At 47.1% G+C, this 18,661-nt stretch carries 14 protein-coding genes; 11 read left to right on the top strand and 3 right to left on the bottom strand.

The genetic code is table 11. From position 1 onward, the window contains the following. The first annotated feature begins 35 nt into the window (after positions 1-35). The 11 genes from ACZ5V1_RS10295 to ACZ5V1_RS10345 all read left to right on the top strand — a co-directional run bounded on the left by ACZ5V1_RS10295 (position 36) and on the right by ACZ5V1_RS10345 (position 13,840). On the top strand, positions 36-812 hold the full coding sequence (locus tag ACZ5V1_RS10295) for a DUF169 domain-containing protein (RefSeq protein ID WP_464388766.1): 777 nt from the start codon (positions 36-38) through the stop codon (positions 810-812). A 73-nt stretch (positions 813-885) separates the two neighbouring features. Next, entirely contained in the window at positions 886-2,049 is a 1,164-nt protein-coding gene (locus tag ACZ5V1_RS10300) for a sulfite exporter TauE/SafE family protein (protein ID WP_464388767.1), read from the top strand. Between the two features lie 102 nt (positions 2,050-2,151). Further along, complete coding sequence (locus tag ACZ5V1_RS10305; protein WP_464388768.1) at positions 2,152-2,844, top strand: hypothetical protein; 693 nt, start codon at positions 2,152-2,154, stop codon at positions 2,842-2,844. A 56-nt stretch (positions 2,845-2,900) separates the two neighbouring features. Then, a complete protein-coding gene (locus ACZ5V1_RS10310) occupies positions 2,901-3,893 on the top strand; it encodes a phosphate/phosphite/phosphonate ABC transporter substrate-binding protein (protein ID WP_464388769.1) in 993 nt (330 codons plus the stop codon). Beyond that, positions 3,883-5,931, top strand: coding sequence for a two-component system sensor histidine kinase NtrB (locus tag ACZ5V1_RS10315; RefSeq protein ID WP_464388770.1), 2,049 nt, complete (start codon positions 3,883-3,885; stop codon positions 5,929-5,931). The genes ACZ5V1_RS10310 and ACZ5V1_RS10315 overlap by 11 nt, the downstream gene beginning before the upstream one ends. Before the next feature lie 156 nt (positions 5,932-6,087). Beyond that, positions 6,088-6,453 carry a response regulator gene (locus ACZ5V1_RS10320; protein ID WP_464388771.1) on the top strand — a complete coding sequence of 122 codons (366 nt, stop codon included), beginning with the start codon at positions 6,088-6,090 and terminating at the stop codon, positions 6,451-6,453. Between the two features lie 211 nt (positions 6,454-6,664). Beyond that, a complete protein-coding gene (locus ACZ5V1_RS10325) occupies positions 6,665-9,112 on the top strand; it encodes a PEP/pyruvate-binding domain-containing protein (protein WP_464388772.1) in 2,448 nt (815 codons plus the stop codon). Further along, positions 9,109-10,260 (top strand): phosphatase domain-containing putative toxin, encoded by a 1,152-nt coding sequence (locus tag ACZ5V1_RS10330; RefSeq protein WP_464388773.1) that lies wholly within the window; start codon positions 9,109-9,111, stop codon positions 10,258-10,260. The genes ACZ5V1_RS10325 and ACZ5V1_RS10330 overlap by 4 nt, the downstream gene beginning before the upstream one ends. A gap of 417 nt (positions 10,261-10,677) precedes the next feature. Beyond that, a complete protein-coding gene (locus ACZ5V1_RS10335; RefSeq protein ID WP_464388774.1) occupies positions 10,678-11,316 on the top strand; it encodes an NAD(P)/FAD-dependent oxidoreductase in 639 nt (212 codons plus the stop codon). A gap of 173 nt (positions 11,317-11,489) precedes the next feature. Beyond that, positions 11,490-12,962 carry a DNA-3-methyladenine glycosylase 2 family protein gene (locus ACZ5V1_RS10340; protein ID WP_464388775.1) on the top strand — a complete coding sequence of 491 codons (1,473 nt, stop codon included), beginning with the start codon at positions 11,490-11,492 and terminating at the stop codon, positions 12,960-12,962. Between the two features lie 35 nt (positions 12,963-12,997). Next, positions 12,998-13,840: an isocitrate lyase/PEP mutase family protein gene (locus tag ACZ5V1_RS10345; protein ID WP_464388776.1), complete on the top strand. Its 843-nt coding sequence runs from the start codon at positions 12,998-13,000 to the stop codon at positions 13,838-13,840. Between the two features lie 114 nt (positions 13,841-13,954). Here the strand turns inward: ACZ5V1_RS10345 and ACZ5V1_RS10350 are convergent, their stop codons facing one another. From ACZ5V1_RS10350 to glgA, 3 genes are all read right to left on the bottom strand, one after another. Further along, a complete protein-coding gene (locus ACZ5V1_RS10350; protein WP_464388777.1) occupies positions 13,955-14,860 on the bottom strand; it encodes an isoaspartyl peptidase/L-asparaginase family protein in 906 nt (301 codons plus the stop codon). A 400-nt stretch (positions 14,861-15,260) separates the two neighbouring features. Beyond that, positions 15,261-17,180: a 1,4-alpha-glucan branching protein GlgB gene (gene glgB, locus ACZ5V1_RS10355; protein ID WP_464388778.1), complete on the bottom strand. Its 1,920-nt coding sequence runs from the start codon at positions 17,178-17,180 to the stop codon at positions 15,261-15,263. A 24-nt stretch (positions 17,181-17,204) separates the two neighbouring features. Further along, a complete protein-coding gene (gene glgA / locus ACZ5V1_RS10360) occupies positions 17,205-18,659 on the bottom strand; it encodes a glycogen synthase GlgA (protein WP_464388779.1) in 1,455 nt (484 codons plus the stop codon). Positions 18,660-18,661 lie beyond the last annotated feature (2 nt).

Raw genomic sequence — 18,661 nt, forward strand, 5'->3', positions numbered from 1 at the left:
CTGAATCTTCACAAGAAACAAACGGGAGAAGAATCATGTCCGTAGATTTTAAAGAAATGCAAGCAACTTTGATGCGCGAAATGCGCTTGTATCATTACCCTATCGCCGTAAAATTTTTCTACGACCAGGCTGACGTAGACAAGTACCTCGAAGAAAACGAAGTACATGTACCTATCAAGCCAATGACTTACTGTCAGTGGGAAATCGCTGCACGTATGAAAGGTCAGAGCGTATACGCTACTAAAGATATGCTCTCCTGCTCCAATGCTCATTACAGCTTCGGCTGGAAAGGTCTTGATGATGCAGAAGTAAAAAGCCACGCAAAATACACTCGCAACCCTGAACAGGCTAGACGTTTTGTGGAAACAAAAACTCAGATGCCTGAGGGTATGATCGGTGTCGCGGTTATGCCGCTTGCCAGTGCAACTGAAACTCCAGACGTTGTTCACTTCTACGTAGATAACATGCAGGCATACCACCTCGCAGTTGACTACATGGCAGGCACAGACACTCATCCACTTCGCCCTGCAATCACCATGAACTCTTCAGCATGTGGTGGTACTGCTTACTCTTACGTTGCTAACGAATTCAACATGGTTCCTGCATGTTCCGGTAGCTACAACGCTGGTAAAACAGAACGCGGCGAAATCAACGTTATGATTCCGGGCGAAAAGATGATCGCAACTTACGAACGTCTTCTCGAACGTATCGAAGATCTTGGTAGTTCTTCCATCACCAAACCTGGCGACGGCTTCCCGGGTCAGGATGTATGTAAAAACTGTCCGCTCATCATCTTCAAAAAAAATAAATAGTCTTTGTAATACATGGGAGCGGTAAGCACACGCCGCTCCCCTTATGGAACGCAATTTACGTGAGGAGGTACACGTGTTTTCCAGCAAACGTAATTGGGTAAGTCTTACCCTGCTCGCTGCAGCTATTCTGCTTGTTTTTTCTCAGCCCGCATTGGCTGACCGTCTTTCTGACGCAATTAACGCTACCCCAAAAGGTACTGGCGTTGGCGAAATCAATACTTCTGCTGCTACCGGCTTCTTAGGCATTCCGGGCGCACCATCTGTTAACCTCGTGATCGGCTTCTTGTGGGCGATCTGGGTTGGTTGGATTTTCTCTACTGTTGGCGCATTCGGTGGTATCATGGCTGGTGTTGGTCACATCACCATCTTCGGTTTCGGCGACTACGCATCCAGCTTTAAAAAACAGTCCCCTGTACTTAACAAACTGGTAACTGACTCCATCCGAGTTTCTAACCAGTGGCTTGTTGGTACTTCCGCGGGCATGTCATCTTTCAACTACTTCAAAATGGGTCGCCTTGTACTGCCACTGGGTCTTTCCCTCGCAACCGGCTCCATTCTGGGTTCTTACCTTATTCCTTGGCTCACCGCAGGGCAGATTTCCCTTAAAGCGTACATCGGCTACTTCGGCCTGTTCGTACTCTTCTTAGGTTGTTACCTGCTTTACGAAACCACTCCACGTGGTCAGGCAAACAAAAAACAGGCTAAAGAAGCAGCACGTGCTTTTGAAGCCACCATTAAAGAAGAACGCTCCGGCGCTGCTGTTGATACCTCTAGCCTTGGTGTAAAAGTAGTTTCTTTCTCTCCAACTAAGTGCGTATTCACATTCTACGGCGTTGAATTCTCCTTTAACCCACTCGTACCAGTTTGCGGCGGTTTCATCATCGCTGGCCTTGCTTCCTTCCTCGGTGTAGGCGGCGGCTTCCTTCTGGTACCATTCCTTACAAGTGTTGCCGGTCTCCCTATGTACCTCGTAGCTGGTACTTCCGCACTGGCAGTACTCGTAGGTATGACCACTTCTATCTTCACTTACATGGTAGTTAAAGATACCCCAGTATTCTGGCCTCTCATCGGTGTTGAACTCATTGGTGTACTCGTAGGTTCCTTCATTGGCCCACGTACCTCCAAGTACATCCCTGAAATTTGGCTCAAACGCCTCTTCATCTTCCTCGCCTTCTACGTTGGTATCCGCTACGCATCTAAAGGCTTCCTTGGAATCGCAGTTCTGCCTCCATTCTAGCCAACACAGCATTCATCGGGAACGAAGCATTATTGCTTCGTTCCCGACATTACTAACAATCTGCACTTACGCAGATTGCTACATTTTTTTGAGAGGTAACGCATGGATATACAGAGTCTTTTTTTCGCACTCGATCCCTTCTTTATTGCCCCGTTCCGTTGGATCAGTAATCCGGATATGGCTATATGGATGGGCTCTTTAGTGTTGGGTCTCTGTTGCGTTTTTGCAGGAGAACTTTCATCCATCCTCATTTATCGTGTGAACAGAGCATATTATTCACGCCTTAATGAAAAGATGGTACACATGCATAACCTCTCCATTGAGGCTATTAAGATAAAGGATAAAGCCAACTTTAAAGCTGCAAACACGTGGGCAAACGAATATTTTGGTAAAGTGTTCTTTGCGCAGGCAGCATTTTTTGCGGTTTCCCTATGGCCTGTTCCTTTTGCTCTCGGCTGGATGCAGACACGTTTTACAGGTGTTGACATTATTAGCATTCCTATGATCTCTCTTGACTTCGGTAAGTTCAGCCTTACCAACCTAAGTACAGATTTTATATCTTCTACAACATTCACGTTGGGATACGCTTTTGTACTCCTTACAAGCTATATTGCTTTACGATACCTGTTGTACAAAACACGCAAATTCATTCCTGTCCTTCGTAATATTGAGGCCATGCGTGAAGAAGATGCTGAACTTATAAGTGATCTCAAATCATGGGAAGAGCTTAATACAGCTGCTGCGGCGTCTGAGCCAATGCAGCAACCGAAAGAAAACACCGTTACTGCAGGATAGTCATCCTTATCAAAAGAAGAATAGGATGCGCTCCTGTTCATTTATGAGGTCGTTACTTGAAACAGCAAATGTTGCGTGCACTTTTTTTGACTTTCATACTCTGCATTCCTGTTTTTTTACAAGGATGCGGTGAAGAAGTTCCCGTTGTTAAAGTTGACTTTAGCAAGCGGGAGTCTGTTAAAGTTCCAGTACCGGAACCTGCAATAACCTACGCCTATTTACCTCAATACTCCCACGAAGTTTCCTACGCTCGTCACAATCCGCTCATCCAGTATCTTGCCAAAGAAACTGGTCTGCCTATGCGTCAGGTTTTTCCTGATACTTTTGCAGAGCATGTTCGCATGGTGGAACGTGGAGAAATTGATATTTCTTTCTCCAATCCGTTTGTTTATGTGCAATTAACCAAATTGGGCTCCACTGCTTTTGCGCGTATCAAAGAACCGGATGGACGTCCGACATTCCGCGGACAGATTATTGTACATGCACAAAACAAAGCTATTCAAACACTCGACGATGTAATCGGTAAACGCTGGATTGCGGTTGATCCATACTCCGCAGGCGGCTACCTTTACGCGCTCGGATATTTTTTAGACCACGGCATCCACGCTCATAATTTTAGAGAAATTGCATTTGCCCCCGGCCCGGGTGGTAAACAGGAAAAAGCCGCACTTGCAGTCTACGCCGGAAAGTACGACGTGGCATCTGTTCGCGAGGGCGCACTTGATACTGTAAAAGATAAAATAAACTTGCAGCACATTCGTGTGCTGGCAGTGACTCCGGAATATCCGGGGTGGGTATATTCTGCCAGAAACGGCATGAACAAAGAGATCGTTTCAAAGATTGCAGAGGCTATGTTCAAACTTTCCATGGACGTTCCCCCTGAAGCAGCAATCCTTAAAAATGCGCGCACCAGCGGCATCATTCCGGCCACAGATTCCGACTATGATGCTGTGCGTACTCTTATTCAAAAGATAGAAGCGGATAGAATTACATCAAAGCTTCAAGACGTACCTCCACTACCAGCGCAGCGGGTGTCGAATGCTGAATAAAATAAGCACAATGCGTTTTCGTACAAAACTTAATGCGGGAATGAGTTTAATCATCATTTCCCTTTCACTTATGCTTGCCGTTGTGGTTACCCAAATTGCAACAAACTCGCTCGTACACGAGACAAAACGACGCGGACAGGTACTGGCGGATAACATCGCATTGCGTACAACAAGCTCCATGCTTTCCGGCGATCTTTTGCAGATGAAGGAAATGGTTGATGAGCTACGCACTGTAGATAAAGACGTTGCCTACGCATTCCTTGTAAACATCGACAACCAGATTCTGGCACATACGTTTACAAATGGCTTTCCCATAGATTTAAAATACGCCAACATTATCACAGAAGACGCCCAGCCTTCCATCCGCCTCGTTGATACCGGCTCCGATAAATTTTATGACTTTGCCGTTCCAGTTACAGCTGGAGGACTCGTCATCGGGCAAGCACGTCTGGGACTATCCAGAAGTCAGGTACAAAGCGTTGTTAACGGGCTTATTCTTACCATCTCCATTGTTACCGGCATCACACTTATTATCAGTCTTGCCATCTCGACACAGTTTGCACACAAAATCACCTATCGACTCGGAATGCTCGGCAAATATGCTGAAAGCATTGTCCGTGGTGAACTCAATCTAAACCAGACCTCCGGTCTCAACAGAAACTGTTGGGAAGTCTATAAGTGCGAGCAAACAGAATGTCCGGCTTACGGCAATACAGACAGGCGATGCTGGCAATTTGGCGACACGCTGTGCACAAACTACTGTAGCAACAAGTCCGCACGTGATTTGGATAACTGCGAAGAGTGCCCTGTTTTTGCCAGAAACTCCGGTGATGAAATTCATGAACTCGCAGAAACATTTGATGTAATGTCTCTTTCGCTGCGAGGACATATTGCTGAGCTTGAAGAAGCTAAAACTGATCTGACACAGCAGCAGGAAATTTTACGTACCATCTTTGAATCCAGCCCTGACCAGTTGTCCTTAATAGACAAGGACGGCACATATGTTTCCGTCAATCAGGCGTTTGCATCCTTTGTAAGTAAATCCAAAGAAGCGATTGTCGGCAAAAAGGAATACGAAATTCCTTCATTGTTAAATACAGCCGACACTCTTCAGGAAACAAAACAGATAATCAGCACAAGCAAACCTGTTAACCGCGAAGTACGTATCGTATTGGAAGACGGTTCACGAAAATGGTTTAACGTGCTGAAGGTTCCTGTGCACGATGAACATAAAAACTCTATCGGAGTTCTCGGCACAGCCCGTGATATCACGAACGTAAAAGATTACCAGAACCAGCTCATTCATTCACAGAAACTTGAATCTATTGGTAAACTGGCAGGCGGCGTTGCTCACGAAATAAACACACCGCTTGGCATTATCCTTGGATACTCACAGCTGTTGCAGGAAGATTTTCCTGAAGATGAGCAGGTTCATAAAGATTTGATTGTGGTTGAAAAGCAGGCAAAATTCTGCCGAAAAATTGTTGCAGACCTGCTTGATTTTTCACATCAGACAAAAAGTGAAAAGAAAGAAATGTGCTTCAACAACTCCATTATGGAAGTTGTTCAGCTTGTCCGGCACGCATTCAAACTTGATAATGTAGCCATCATCCCGCATCTGGATGACAGGCTTCCTATTATCTATGGCAACCCTGAACAGTTAAAACAAGTCTGGATGAACCTTATGTCTAATGCTATTGAAGCAATAGGTCATAATGGTGTGATTAATATTCACACCGAACTTGATATTAACGTCGGAACCATAACCGCATGGTTCTCCGATTCCGGTACCGGCATTGCGACGAATGACATCGACTCAATTTTCGATCCATTCTTCAGCACAAAGCCTGTAGGAAAAGGAACGGGGTTAGGTCTTTCAGTTTCGTTCGGCATCATTCAGGATCACGGCGGTCGAATTTCTGCCATCAGCCCAGCTTCCAAACGTTTACTGGAAGACGATGCTACCCGCACAGAAAACTGGGGACCGGGAACATCTTTTAAGGTTGTTCTTCCATTAGATGAAATTGGATACGAATAATATATCCGAATCATACAAAACGACGAGAATTGCCAACTGGAGACGCTGTTATTTAGCAGCCTGTTATGCAATTCTCACAACGTTTTTAGTATACAGTCTGAGCAGCAGGCGTTGTTCTGCTGTCTGCGCTTACCTTACGCTAACAAGGAAATAGCTATGGCAATAATCATGGTACTCGATGATGTTATTGACGCAGGCATTCTCATCAAACGCATTTTAGAACGCAAAGGGCATTCTGTAATGGTTTTTACAGATGAAGAAGAAGCCCTGACCTTTGCCCAGAAGGACACGCCTGACCTTGCGATTCTAGACATTAAATTGCGTAAAATGACCGGAGTAGAAGTTTTGGCAGAGCTCAAAACTCGTTCACCTAAAACACAAGTCATCATGCTTACAGGGTATCCGACACTGGAAACCGCTCGTGAATCTCTGAAACTCGGTGCTAATGAATACTGTGTAAAACCAATCGATAAAGAGGAACTGGAAAACAAAGTACAGGAAGTACTCGCCGCGGCGTTGTAAACAACGCGGGTACGTTCTGTAGAACGGGCAAACACTTCGGGGTGATGTAAACCAACATCCTACTCCCGAAACACTCTCTCCGGTTGCGCGAGAGTTTTCATCTTTGCCCGTTCCCCCATAAAAGTATTTTCCTGCGCACTGTATGTACAGCTGCGTTCTTTCCCTTTTCTATCGGCTTGAATTTTAAACTTACACAGAGTTCAGAGGGATTATGTTTATCACAGAGCTATTTAAGCACTGGACATTCCGGGCGTTTGCTCCGGGAACTCTTTTGCGCACAAAATACAATGCCTTCAAAGAACTCTTACGACTCGACGAACGCTGTCTGGAACACATAGCTGATCTGGAAGAAATTCATTACGGCCGCGAGCAGGCAGACTGGACACGCGTTGTATGGCTGACCGAAGAGCTTGGCCGTGATATCCGTGGCCTTATCGAACAGCTACAGCTTATGAGCCCTGTAAAATACATGGACCTGCAGGACTACGCCACAAAACTCAACTTCTATGTTCGCATGGGAGTAAGTGTAGAAGAGCCGCACATTGAGCCACCATTCGTATTCACACTTCCTGAAGCACAAGAAATGCTCGAAGCCGCTGGCGGTAAAGCAGCAAACCTTGCACGCATCAGTTCCGAAAAAGACATCAATCTTCTTCCGGCACGCGTCATCTCCGCCCATGCATACCATTATTTTGTAGAAGTAAACGACCTGCGTGAAGAGCTGGATAAACGCCTGAGTGCTATTTCTCTTGCAGATGCCGCAACGTTGGATGAGCTTGCGCATGAAATGCAGGAGCTCATTCTACAGGCAGACATGCCCGACCCGATTGCTAACGAGATTGAAATTGCAGCGCTTGAACTTGGTAAAAACGGCATAAAGCTCGCAGTGCGCTCCAGTGCAGTTGCAGAAGATGGAGCAGCCTCTTTTGCCGGACAGTACTCTTCAGTCCTTGATGTGACAGCGAATAATATTATTCAGGCATGGAAAGAAGTTGTCGCGTCCAAGTACACCCCGCGCGCAATTGCATACCGTATTATGAATGGCCTTGCAGACACTGAAACACCAATGGCTGTTCTCATTATGCCAATGGTAGACGCAGTATGCTCCGGTGTTGCCTACTCTACTGCTCCGGCAGAACATGCCGCGCATCTTGATGAACCGGCAGTCGCTGTGTACGCAACCTCCGGAATCGGTGAAAAACTGGTTTCCGGCTCCGTCACAGCACAAACTAGCTTCGTCAGCAAAGCTGAAAAGCCACGCATTATTGAAAAAGCAGCGCAGAGTATTGTTCCTGCACCGACGCTCAAACGCATCGCAGCCCAAGCGCAGCAACTCGAAACATTTTTTGGGGAACCGCAGGATGTTGAATGGGTCGTAGACCATCGCAGCAGAATTTTTATCGTACAGAGCAGACCTGTACCGCATAGCAGACGTCCGCAGCAAACAGAATGCCCGCCACATGATTTACAAGCTCTTGATACCAAAAGAGAATGTGCTTCCATGGGCATTGGTAGCGGCAAAGTGCGCGTTGTAGCAAATTGTCAGGATATTACAGAACTACCGCACGGAACCATTCTCGTTACGCGAGGTTTGGGGCCTGTACTCACACGCGTTATTCATCGCCTTAACGGTGTCATCGCAGAACGTGGCAGCGCGGCCAGTCACTTTGCATCAGTCGCACGTGAATTCAACGTTCCTGTGCTGTGCGGCGTCGAAGATGCATGTACTCGCTACACAAACGATCAGCTTATTACTGTAGACGGCACAACCGGCTCAGTATTTGACGGCGTACTGCCTGAATGTCATCAGGAAAACATAGAGCCTCAGCAAGGCGTTATCCCGCGCCTTGGCAAAGTTCTACCACGCATTGCGCGCCTGACATTGCTTGACCCTTCATCCGAATCTTTTGCTCCGGAATACTGCAAATCACTTCATGACCTTGTCCGCTTCGTCCACGAAAAAGGTGTAGAGGAAATGTTCTCCCTCGTGGACAAATCAAGCCGCGGCCTTTCCGGTTCCCGCAAGCTGCAAACGCATCTGCCACTAAGCATGTATGTCTTGAACCTTGATAAAGGACTCTTCCATTCAGCTGCTGGCAAAAAGGAAGTGGAACAAAGTGATATTGCCTCCGTTCCTATGTGGGCATTATGGTTTGGTCTTTCTTCAGAGCTGGTTACATGGCATGATGCGCTTCCACATTTTGACTGGGAACACTTCGACAAAGTCAGTGCCGGTATCATCTCAAAAGATTCTCCGCTTCTGGCAAGCTATGCAATAATCTCTGATAACTACATGCATGCCATGTTACGGTTCGGCTACCACTTCTCAGTTGTGGACTGCATGTGTGGCGACAAAGACAGACAAAACTACATCCGCTTCCGTTTCATGGGCGGTGGTGGTAAATCGCATCAGCGCACGTTACGACTTGATTTTATCGAACGTATTCTTTCCAAAAACAACTTTGCCATAGAGCGTAAAGGCGACATGCTCAATGCACGTCACGGAATGGAAGAAGAGCATATTATCCAGCAGCGCCTTGCCCTGCTAGGTTTGCTTCTTGCCAAAACGCGTATGCTCGACATGCGCCTTGAAGAAACAAGCGACTTAGATGCCCTTGAAAAAGAATTTTTTGAAGATCTCGGGAGCCTTACCTATTGATTGACCCGCGCCCGCTTATTACACGCATACGCACTAGCGCTTCGCACATTGCCTCCAGCATGTTGCAAGCCGTTTCGTATACAGCGCCTCCCAGTGCCTCGGATCATCCATCGTTTCCGGTGCACTGGGTTTCCTCGCGCCTTGCGCTTGGTCCTGCGCCCAGCACGCAACGGCATTTCACGGCAATCAAAGAACAAAAAATATCCTGTATTCTCAACCTATGTGCAGAAATGAAAGAACTGCCGACATTGGAGGAAAAAGCAGGATTTGAAGTCTATTTTCTTCCCATTGAAGACGAAGAAGCACCGGAGCTGGAACAGCTCGATAAGGCTCTGGACTGGCTCGACGAACAACTCTTCCTCGGTAAGCATGTTTACATTCATTGCAGACACGGCATAGGCCGCACCGGAACCGTGCTCAACGCCTACCTTCTTCGCAGAGGGTTAGGACACAAGCGCGCGGCAAAAGTACTGCACAAACTTCGTGCAGAGCCGACAAACTTTACTCAGTGGCGCACCGTACGAAAATACGGGGCGCAAAATGCTCAGCTAAAAATCAAAACGCCTACTCTAGAGTTTGGTGAAGACACCGCCATGTCTCTTGAGCCGTTCCTTACTGACTACCATCATCTACAAGAAAGCATAGATGACCAGCTACAGCTGCATCAAATTGACTCCCTATGCGGGAAGCTCAACAACGCATGCTGTCACACCTGCGTGCCGCTCACGCTTATCGAATCTCTAGCGCTCGCGACGCATCTAAACACGTCCATCCCAAGCGCCGCCCGTGCAGACATTATCGAACGAGCCGCTGAGGCAGTGCGTCATGAAAAAGAAAACGCCAAAGGACTCTCCGGCACATTCTGTCTATACAACACATCGATATGTTGTCCGCTCCTGAAAGATGGGACATGTCTTTTATACGAATATCGTCCCCTGCGCTGTCGTCTCTTTGGCATCACTCCAGAGTTAGACTCAAAAATATGGGAAGAAATTCTTCACAGTCCGCTCGAGCATCTTTCGTCACAAGTTTATCTGACCCTGACGAGCACCCTGCCAGACCACACAACGCTCATGTTTACCATTCCGGAAGTACTCTCTGGAAAGTATGTGCAGCGCCTCTTTTCTTTTTTGAAAGCTGCAAAATAATTTTTCGGAATTTTTTGATGAAGACACAAGAGTGTCTGCGACGCTTTGACTTTTTTGCCTCCGGCGGGTGTCTGCGACGCTTTGTTTTTTGCTGCCTCCGGCGGGCAAAGGGCCCGCCCCTTGCATCCCCGCAAGAGGTACGACCTCTTGACTGCGATTAAGCGAAAAACCACCTTCTCATTATGAAATTTTCGGCTTAATCAGAGATTTTATCCTATAGAAAAACGTTATGTTGGAGTGACTCGTTGTCTACCTTGGCATTCTAATTATTTGTAACATATTGTTTTTATAGGACTCAGATCGTGACAAAATTCATTATCTAATTCTCTCTTGCCCAATGCAAAGCTGTTTTGCTATTTGAATCCATTGCTACAGATCGAATTAAATTTTCCGTATCATCATATATTGGAGTCAAAAATGGCAACATTACCTGCAAGCGCACTTATTCAGCGTGATAAAGAAACATACCAGATTCGTCTTACTCCACCATCCGGTGTTGTAACCGCAGCCGAACTTCGTCAGCTCGCAGATGTTGCGGACAAATACGAAGTACCTCTTCTCAAAATTACTTCCGGTCAGCGTATTGCACTTATCGGTCTTAATGAAGAAGACATGGCAAACGCAGCTGAAGAAGTACCATTCCGTATTGGTGGTCACTACATTCAGGCTTGCCCTGGTACAGACTGGTGTAAAATGGGTCAGTGCGATTCCTTAGGACTCGGCCAGACCCTCAACGAAAAAATCGGCACTCTCGCAACCGCTGCTAAAATTAAAGTCGGCGTTTGTGGCTGTCCTATCGGTTGTTCCGAAAGTCACATCCGTGACATCGGCTTCATCGGCGGCAAAAGCGGCTGGACCATGGTAATCGGCGGCAACTCCGGCTCTCGTCCACGCATCGCTGATACTCTCGCAGAAAAACTCACCACCGAAGAAGCTCTCGACCTGCTCGATCGTTTCCTTACCCACTACAACGACACTGCTAAGAAAAAGCAGCGCGTAGCACGCTACGTTGAAGAACACAGTATCGAAACCATCCGCGAAGCAATGGGCGTTTAGCTCACACCGCATTTTCAAAAAAAACGGATGCTCTATCACTAGAGCATCCGTTTTTTTATGTCCTAGCCGAAAACCGCTTGCACCGACTAATATATGAAGTACCGTATAGTCAGCTTTCCATCACGCAACCCGTAAAAAGGATGCCTCCCCCCAAGATGCCACAAGTGCCACAGATGACGAAGACGACAAGTATGACGCAGGTAACACAGGCAGAATACAGCCACGCCCGAACCACAAAAGATAAAAATTTTGATGGCGTTTTTTACTTTGGTGTAAAAACGACAGGTATTTTTTGTCGTCCTTCATGCCCTTCGCCCGTGGCAAAAGAAGAAAATGTACTCTACTTCTCTTCTCTGTTTGAAGCTCTCGAACAGAACTTTCGCCCCTGCAAACGGTGCAGACCTGATATTGAAGTAGACTACTACACGGGCAATCCTACCGGCATTGCAACCGTACGCACAGCCCTGCACAAAATTTACAATGGGTACCTAAACTTTCATTCTGTTGCAGAGCTTGCCGCCGCCTGTTCTCTTTCAGAACGGCATCTGCGCAAACTTTTCATCGATAATATTGGCATTCCGCCCAATAAAATTGCCCGCTATCATCGAGCACTTTTCGCACATAAAATGCTGCAATATTCTGATCAGACAATTACAGATATTGCTTTTGCGTCCGGCTTCGGCTCCACGCGGCAGTTTAATGATGTCTTCAAATCAGTATTCGCAATAACACCGACAGCGGCACGCAAAGGACTACCAACTGTTAATAGTAGCCCCGGATGTACCAGAGTCCTGTTGCCATATCAAAAGTCATTCAACTACAAACAGATTCTGTCATTCATGGAACCGCGCATTATGCAGGGTGTAGAAACTGTAGTCGATGGCGTATACAGTCGCTCCTTCCGCATCAACGGTTCGCAAGGTTTCTTCACCGTCTGTGATAAGCCGGAACAAGGCGCGCTCGGATTATGCATTCACTGCGACGACATCCGCTGCACTATGCCTGTTTATAACAGGGTTAAGCGCATGTTCGACCTCGATATCGACGCAACACGCATCAACGAAATTTTTAATGCAGACCCGCTGCTCTCAAAAGGAATGACCAACGGACATATTCCGCATTTGCCAGTAGCGTTCGATCCGTTTGAATTTTCCGTGCGCGCAATTCTCGGTCAACAAGTCTCCGTCAAAGCAGCGACAACCATTGCAGCCAGAATTGCCGCAAAAAATATGGTTAAATGCCCTTCACAGTATCGAGAGGGACTGCTCTACTTTTTCCCGACACCAAAGGAACTGGCAGAGCTTGAACTTGACGACATAGGACTCACCCGCACCCGCGCCAACACCGTAAAGAATGTTACCCAAGCTGTGCTTGAAAATGCCGTTTCGCTCAGCTCTGCCCAGACATTTCAAGAATTTCATGATGCATTCATTCAAGTAAAAGGCATTGGCGAATGGACAGTGAACTATGTCGCCATGCGCGGATTGGGCATGATAGATTGCTTTCCCGCAGCAGACCTTGGCGTTATCAAAGCCCTTGCAAAAAACGGCAACATGCCATCGCCCAAAGAGTGCCTTGCAATAGCTGAACAATGGCGTCCTTACAGAACGTATGCCACGCTCTGTCTTTGGAACACGTTAGGATAACCGAATCACTTTCTTACCACATCAGGACTTTCTCCATGAATACACAACAACAGCAAGCCGCACGTTTTCAAGAACTCCACACTCGCAATGCACTTTTCATTCTCCCCAATGCATGGGATGCAGGTAGCGCTAAAATTTTTGAAAAAGCTGGGTACGAGGCTATAGCGACCACAAGCGCAGGCATCGCCTACTCTCTTGGATACGCTGACGGAGAAATCATCACTATGGAAGAGCTACTGCCTGTGGTGCGTCAAATTGCACAGCGCACAACAGTTCCGCTTTCTGTCGACATAGAGCATGGCTACGGCACAACTCCAGAAGAAGTCACAGAAAATGTTCGAGCAATTATCGCCGCTGGGGCAGTGGGAATTAATATAGAAGATGGATATCCTGCCGCCGCAACGCACGCAGAATCATATTTGGAAGAAACAAACACGCAAGTCGCAAAAATTGAGCAACTTGCTGCGCTTAAAGATAAACTAGGCATTCCTTTCGTCATCAATGCGCGTACTTGCGCATACTTGCTCGGCATTGGAGACAACGGCACCCGTCTTGATGCCACCATCGAGCGTTGTAACGCATACGTCGCTGCCGGAGCTGACTGCATATTCATCCCCGGAAGCCTCGATAAAGTGACCGTAACAGCGCTAACAAAAGCCATCGCCGCACCGCTCAACATTCTTGCCAATCCTGCATTCAACGATATTCAAGAGCTACAAAATATCGGAGTCCGCCGTATCAGCCTCGGCTCTGGGCCAGTTCGAGCAACGTACGCCGCACTTATGGAGATAGCCAATGCGGTTCAAAATGAACACGATTTGAGCGCCCTCTTCTCGCATCCATTTTCGTACCAAAAAGCAAATGAATTTTTTGGCTAATCAAGCTAACAGCTTTCTTATTAGCTCAAAAAAATGTGAGGATACTTATAACAAAGTATCCTCACATTTTTAAAATACATAATAACGGCTTAACCAGCCGCTAGGCACATAAGCTTATTTGTCCATATGAACTGTCGTATGAATAGTACCATCCGGTAAAACATACGCATGTGCCATATGGTCTGTATTATGATAAATTCCGTAGTTACCGTCTTTATCCAGCAAGATAATGCCTGCATGGCCAGCAACTCGGCGATACAACATATTGATTGCTTCAGTCGCAGCCTCAGTCGCATCTTGGTGCTTCAAGTACTCACAAGCTTTGGAGCACATAAGTGTACGGATAACGCCTTCACCAAATCCTGTGCAGGATGCCCCGCCAAGTTCGCTATCAGCGTAAAGACCCGCACCACAAATTGGAGAATCACCCACTCGTCCAGGCAGCTTGTACGGAGTGCCGCCAGTAGATGTTGATGCCGCTATATTACCATCTTTATCGATAGCAACCGCGCCCACAGTACCCTTCGGCATTGGAGCAAAAGCATCATGTGTTGAATATCCATCCTGACTGCGAAGCTTTTCATACAGCTGCAATTCACGCTCAACAAACAAGTCGCGTGGATCACATTCTGTCAGTCCCTGTTCGCGGGCAAAACGTTCGGCACCTTCTCCGATCAAAAAACAAAATTCTGTTTCCAGAACCTTACGTGCTATGTCAACCGGCGTCATAAAGCGACGCACACCGGCGACTGCACCAAAATTTAAGTCACTGCCGTCCATAATGGAAGCATCAAGTTCTATCTGGCCGTCTGCATTCAAAACCGCGCCACGACCAGCGTCGAAAGTTTCATCCTTCTCAAGAACATTAATAGCAGCCTGAACAGCATCAAGAGCACTCGCACCCTGCAACAGCAAAGGATAGGCTGCCTCAACAGCGCTGCGGCACCCGTCAAGGTGAGCTTGCTTGCGATCGTCCGGAATTGTCCATGCACCACCGTGAACAATAATTTTCGGTTCCATTACTTTCTCACCTGTTTTTTATCGGTGATGCCTCCGGCGGGCAGGGCGCCGCCCTACAACCCGCAAGGGAGGTCACCCCCCTTGACCCCGAATAGGGGTATCTGTCGCCTTACATACTTAACAACCTTTACTCGTACAAAAAAATTGGTGCAAGAACTTCTGACGTGAAACAAGAGACGGATACAGACCCGTCCCTCGCGTATATTAAAAACTACAACTCATAGTCAGACAAACGACTCTCACCTAATCGCAGTCGAGAGGACGTTCCTCTCGCGGGGATGCAAGGGGCTGGCCCCTTGCCCGTCGGAGACAAAAAAACTCAAGCGTCGCAGACTCGCCGAAGGCTCAACAAGTCAAAAAGAGAAAAAGCGCCGCAGGCACCCCAACGCCCTCTCCTCCATCATCTACCCTGATACTTCAGGCACACAGCACCAAGCGGCGGAAGCGTTAACTCTATGTATCCCTCTCCACCGAAAGCATCCGGACATGTTTCTATTGGCGCGATGCTTCCGACGTTGGAGCCACCATAATACATGCTGTCGCTGTTGAGTATTTCTTCCCATACACCACTTTTGGGACTGGCTACGCGATAATGATGTCGTACTACGGGTGTGAAGTTGAATATCCAGAATAGCGGTGCACCATCTCCACCTGTTCGGACGAAGCTTATCACGGATGCCCCGTAGTCGGAGAAATCAATCCACTTGAATCCCTTCCAACTAAAGTCATCTTTGTGCATCGCTTCTTCTGTCACAAGCACTCGGTTCAGGTCTCGAACTAGAGCCCGTATGCCATCATGTGCTGGGAACTGGAGTAAACACCAGTCGAGCTCTTCGCGTGGATTCCATTCGTTCCACTGCCCGAATTCACTTCCCATGAAGATCATTTTCTTACCGGGATGTGCCCACATGTAAGCGTAAAGGAGTCGAAGGTTGGCTTGCTTTTGCCACACATCACCACTCATTTTACTAAGGATAGTGCCTTTGCCGTGTACCACTTCGTCATGCGAAAGCGGGAGCACAAAATTTTCGCTGAATGCGTAGAGCATGGTGAAGGTAAGACTGTTGTGGTTGTAACTTCTATAGACGGGATCGGTTGAAAAATAGTTGAGACTGTCGTTCATCCACCCCATGTTCCATTTGAAGGTGAAACCTAATCCACCAGTATAGAGAGGACGTGAGACTCCCGGCCATGAGGTAGACTCTTCTGCTATCATAGCAACACCGGGGAACTGCTCGTGTGCAACGCGATTCAGTTCGCGCAGGAAATCAACGGCATCTAAATTTTCGCGTCCACCATATTTGTTCGGGCACCATTCTCCTTGGCATCGGGAATAGTCGAGATACAACATGGAGGCTACTGCATCTATGCGTAAACCATCTATGTGGAATTCACGCAGCCAATACAACGCATTTGCGAAAAGGAAATTACGAACCTCATGCCGTCCATAATTGAATATGTATGTTCCCCAGTCTGGGTGCTCTCCTAACTGCGGATCGAGATGCTCATACAGGGCGCTGCCATCGAATCTACCGAGACACCAGTCATCTTTAGGGAAGTGAGCTGGAACCCAATCTAGGTACACTCCTATCCCTGCATTATGTAAGGCATCGACGAAGCCTTTAAATTCTTCGGGAGTACCAAAACGGGATGTAGGCGCAAAGTAGTTACTGGTTTGATACCCCCATGATTCGTCGAGAGGATGCTCTGCAACGGGAAGTAGCTCTACATGCGTGAAGCCCATATCAGTTACATAATCTATGAGTAGCTCAGCTATTTTCCCGTATCGCAGAAACCCGTTTCCCTCTGGATCATGATCGCGGCACCATGAGCCAAGGTGTACTTCATAAATTGAGATTGGCTTATCGAGCGGAGGCCCTTGCTGACGGCGATTGGCCATCCATGTATCATCTTCCCATGTATGGTTATCTAAATCCCATGTGCAGGACGCAACTCCGGGGCGTAGCTCACAATGAAAAGCAAGCGGATCGACTTTATATACGTCCCGACCGTCTTTTCCTACAATACTGTATTTATAATACTGTCCTTTTTCGACACCACTAATAAATGCAGCCCATACGCCGGAAACACCCACAGGAAACAACGGGAGGTTTCTAAAATGCCATCCGTTAAAGTCACCGGCCACGTGAACTTCCTGCGCGTTAGGTGCCCACACAGCAAATCGGTACCCTTGTTCGCCATCCATTTCTGTTGGATGCGCACCAAGGAACCGATACAAGTCCCAATGCGTTCCCTCGCCGAACAAATACAAGTCGAACGGCTCAAAAAATGCTGGAACGCTTTTCAAAGTACCCCTCATTATATTCTCCACAGTTCTCTACAGTTACATGCGTAATCCAAGCTCTTTGTACAAGGCTGCATACTCATTTGCAGAGCTGTCCCAAGAGAATTTCTTTCCCATCGCTCGTCCGACAATTCTACGAAACTCGCGTGGGTTATTCTCCCACACGTCTATAGCATCAGTTATGGAATCAATAAAAGCGCCGCTGTTTATGTTCTCAAAGGTAAATCCTGTAGCCTGTGGGTGTGGCCAAGACATAATTGTGTCGTGCAGTCCCCCCACAGCGCTGGCAACCGGAACAGTACCAAAGCGTAAGGCGTAAAGTTGTGTAAGTCCGCAAGGCTCGTACGTAGATGGCATAAGGAAAATGTCTGAAGCGGCTTGAATTTTATGTGCGAGTTCTTCTGTGTAATCCACAATCGTGCACATATTTTTAGGGTAGCTTTCCATGTAGTTAAGAAGCGTTGCTTCCCGTTCAAGGTTACCCTCTCCAAGTACCACCAGCCCGACATTTTTCTCCATAAGCTGAGGAATAATGTCTATCAGCATATTCACGCCCTTTTGCTCGCGTAGCCGTCCGATAAATCCAAGCATTGGACGTTTTTTAAGCGAAGGGTCAAGACCAAGTTCTTCGATTAAAGAACATTTGCACGCTCTTTTGCCCCGAACATTGGTACTGTTATATGTTTTAGGCAGATACTTGTTCTCTTCAGGATTCCAGATTTCGTAATCTGCACCGTTCAAAATGCCATGTAGACGATCTTTCCGTCCCATTAAAACATTATGCAGATCACAACCAAATTGGCGTGTTAAAATCTCTTTGGAATAGTTTGGTGATACTGTGGTGATTTTATCCGCATACGAAATACCGGCTTTCATAAAATTGAAATCACCATAGAACTCTACACCATGCATAGACCATGCGGAAGGCGGAAGCCCGCAACTTTCGAACAGGCGAGAAGCAAAACGCCCCTGAAATGCGAGATTGTGAATGGTAAATACAGAACGAGTATCTTCCCAGAACGGATTACTCATACGGTTGTAGTGAAGATAGGCAGGCGAAAGCGCCGCCTGCCAGTCGTGCGCATGAATAATTTGAGGGGCGGTATCAAACCGCTCCATCAAAACCTGCGCCGCCCTGTTGAAAAAAATGAACCGCTCTGCGTTATCAAAGAAATCCCCCTTATGGTTGCAGTAATAAAAGCGCCTGTCGAAATACTCACTGCGATGAATAAAATAGACAGGCATTCCTTTATAATCTGCTTGATACACATCCGCAGTTATGGGCGCCCAAGGGTACCCAACCTGAAGATCTGACCATGCGAGGCGGATATCGTATTCAGCAGTACCCAGTCTTCCATAGAAGGGAGTTATTACTGCTGTGTTAATTCCTTTATTATGTAAAGCCAAAGGCAATGCACCTAATACATCCCCAAGACCTCCAGTCTTGGAAAACGGAAAAATTTCCGATGCTATAAAAACTACGTCTGCCCCCACAC

The sequence above is a fragment of the Halodesulfovibrio oceani subsp. galateae genome (assembly GCF_055397225.1).